Origin of the sequence: Falsiroseomonas sp., from assembly GCF_041690465.1 — a bacterium.
Lineage (GTDB): Bacteria > Pseudomonadota > Alphaproteobacteria > Acetobacterales > Acetobacteraceae > Falsiroseomonas.
The window spans coordinates 1-2,991 of the sequence record NZ_JAWLHG010000103.1; the positions used below are offsets into that span (position 1 = coordinate 1).

At 68.8% G+C, this 2,991-nt stretch carries 3 protein-coding genes; all 3 read left to right on the forward strand.

The genetic code is table 11. The features are described from left to right. Positions 1 to 1,011, forward strand: a 1,011-nt coding sequence (locus ACESM1_RS30300) for a hypothetical protein (protein WP_372625128.1), incomplete at its 5' end; no start/stop codon positions are given. A 51-nt stretch (positions 1,012 to 1,062) separates the two neighbouring features. Further along, complete coding sequence (locus ACESM1_RS30305) at positions 1,063 to 2,001, forward strand: NAD(P)/FAD-dependent oxidoreductase (RefSeq protein ID WP_372625130.1); 939 nt, start codon at positions 1,063 to 1,065, stop codon at positions 1,999 to 2,001. Positions 2,002 to 2,129: 128 nt separating this feature from the next. Further along, a complete protein-coding gene (locus ACESM1_RS30310; protein ID WP_372625132.1) occupies positions 2,130 to 2,900 on the forward strand; it encodes a c-type cytochrome in 771 nt (256 codons plus the stop codon). Positions 2,901 to 2,991: the final 91 nt, after the last annotated feature.

A 2,991-nucleotide genomic window follows, 5' to 3' on the forward strand; every position in this document is an offset into this window, starting at 1 on the left:
ACGCCATCGGCAACCTCCTTGACCGCTTCAGCCCCGAAGAATGCACCGACTACCTGCGACACTGCGGCTATGCACAGTCAGGCCAATAATGGTCTAGCCGAGCAGGTTCCGCCGGATGCGCAGCAGACCGGCACACAGGGCGGGCTGTCGCGTGCGATCCTGCTCGGCCGGCTCTGGCGCCGCCTCTTCAGGCCGCGTCTCAAGCGCCAAGTCGCCGCGGTGCTGGAGCGGGCCGGAGAAACCGCGTACGAGCCCGGCCTTGGGATCCAGATCGCGGAAGCCGCCGGCCGCCTGATCGGTCGTTGCCGCCGCGATGCCGCAGACGTGCAGGAGGCGGACCGGCACTGGGGGAGAGGCCTCGAGCTCCTCGACCGGCTCTGCGATGTCGGCCTGTCCGAACGCCGCGCGCCCGACATCCGACCGGACTCCCTGGAGAGGCTTGAGGCACGGCTTGCGGAGCGGGCACGAGCCGCGACGCAAAATCGGCCCGCGCCGTGCTCTCGCTTCCCTGCCTCGGTAGCGGCAAGTCCTGATGCGGCCTGGTCCGCTCTCGCTCCGGGCCCGCCCGGCCGCCTCGAGGAAGGAGCGGTGTCGATGCGCACGAGGGTAGCCATCGTGGGGAACGGGGCGGTCGGCCTCTCGCTCGCCTTCCGTCTCCTGCAGTCCCGCGACGCGCCGCAGGTGTTGGTCTTCGGCCCTCCGCACTTGCCCGGCAGCTACGCCGGGAGCAGCGCCGCGCCTGCGATGATCAATGTGATCGGCGAGATCACCGAGAAGACGCGAACATCCTGGGCAGCCCGGCACCAGCTAGCTATCGGAGAGAAGGCGCGGGCGCTCTGGCCGGAGCAGGTCGCCCGGATGAACGAGGATCTGGCGGCGCTCGGAGAGCCCAGGCTCGAACTGCACGCGGCACCTACATCGTCTCACGGTCCGATGCCGCCGATGAGCCCAGGAACCTGGATGCGCTCTGCACGACGATCGCCGAGCGCAGAAATGCGTTCGAGGAGCTGAACCTCCGCCGCTCGGGCTCCATGCCGATCATCAGCCCGGACCGGTTCGAAAGTGGGATCTTCGTACCCGACGAATTGCTCATCGACGCGCGCACTGCTGGAAGGCCTGCGCGTCTGCCTGGCAGCGAAGCCGAAGGCGCAGCTGATCCTACGCCGAATCGAGCACATCCATCCGCAGGCCATGACGCTGGTGGACGATGCGGGCGAGCGCATGCAGACGGACGCCATCGTCCTGGCCAACAGCTTCGGCTTCAACAAGCTGGTCGAGGATCTTGGCTGCGGAGGTGTGCCCTATCTCCTGCCGGTCTATGGTGTGGGGATGACGCTGCCTGCGAAGGACGACCGCCGGGTCGTCGTCCGCACGCCCGTCTATGGCTCGAGCTGCGGCGATTATGCGGTACATCTGCCGGGCTACACCTATGTCGGGGCCACCGCGCTGACGCACACCGACCGGGTGGAGACCACGGCGCAGCTGCAGCGTGCTCTGGCTTTCTTCGACCCCGGGGCGAACCTGAACGGCGTCTCGCTGCGCGGCGGCATCCGCGCGATGCCGCAGGACATCTACCCGGTGATCGGCCGGCCGGGTGACGCCATCTGGGCCGCCGCCGGCTTCTTCAAGAGCGGTGTCACCCTGGCACCCTACGTGGCGGACCTGCTCGCACGCGAGATCCTGGGCGAGCCGCAGATGCACGAGAACCGCTTCGGGCCGTACCGCGGAATCGGGAAGTCTCCGCCTTCCATCCGCCAGCTGGTGGACACGATTTTCCGCGAGATGGGCTCGAGCGCGACAACTTCCGGCAGCCGCAGGTCCCTTCGGCGGTGCTCCTGGGGAGTGAAGGCGCTTCGCTGGCGCGAGGTCTGGAGCACGGTCCGCGGTTCCGATCCTTCCGTCCATGACAACAGCAGCATCGTTCTGGCCTGCATCTACGACGGCAGCGTGCAGGAGAAGCTGAACCGGCGCGCCCGGCAGCGGCAGCAGCACCCGCATTGAGTTGCGGGTTCCGCGCCTCGGGACGCCGGTGCTGACCGCCAACACCGCCAGCGCCTGCGCTCACAGCGAGGTGTTCGCGCCGGGGGCGAAGCAGGGGGAACAAGCCCGAGCGGGCGCTCAGCCGCCGCATGGCCTGGGCGCTGGTCATCGCCGGCGGGGGAGTCCTGCCGCTCGCCGCAATCCTCGGCCTGGTGGTCTCGGGCACGCTCATCAGCCGCCGCGTCGTCTCGCATCCCACGCAGGATGCGGTGACGATCGAGGTCTCGGGCCGACTCTGGTGGTGGGAGTTCCGCTACCTCGACGAGGCGAGCCGTCCCGTTGCGGTGACGGCCAACCAGCTCCACCACCCTGCGGGCCGCCCGGCGCATTTCCTGCTGCGCTCGGACAACGTGATCCACAGCTTCTGGGTGCCGAACCTGCGCGGCAATACTGACCTGATCCCGGGCCAGGTGAACGAGATCTGGATGCGGCCCGCGGAGCCCGGCACCTATCGTGGCCAATGCGCCGAGTTCTGCGGCACCCAGCACGCGCTGATGGCCTTCGTCGTGGTGGTCGAGCCGTCCGAGCGCTTCGCGGCTTGGCTCGAGCACCAGGCGCGCCCGGCGGTCACGATGGAGGCGCCCCTGCTCGTGCGAGGGCAGGAGGTGTTCCTTGCCGCAGGCTGCGGCGATTGCCACGCCGTGCGCGGCACGCCGGCAGACGGGCAGCTCGGCCCGGACCTGACGCATCTCGGCAGCCGGCTGACCCTGGCGGCGGCAACGCTCCCCAAGACGCGCGGCCATCTCGGCGGCTGGATCGCCGATCCGCAGCACGTCAAGCCGGGCAACCTCATGCCGTCCTTCGCACTGCCGCCGGCCGACCTGCTGGCGCTGCTGAGCTACCTAGAGGCACTGCGCTAGACCATTATTGGCCTGACTGTGCATAGCCGCAGTGTCGCAGGTAGTCGGTGCATTCTTCGGGGCTGAAGCGGTCAAGGAGGTTGCCGATGGC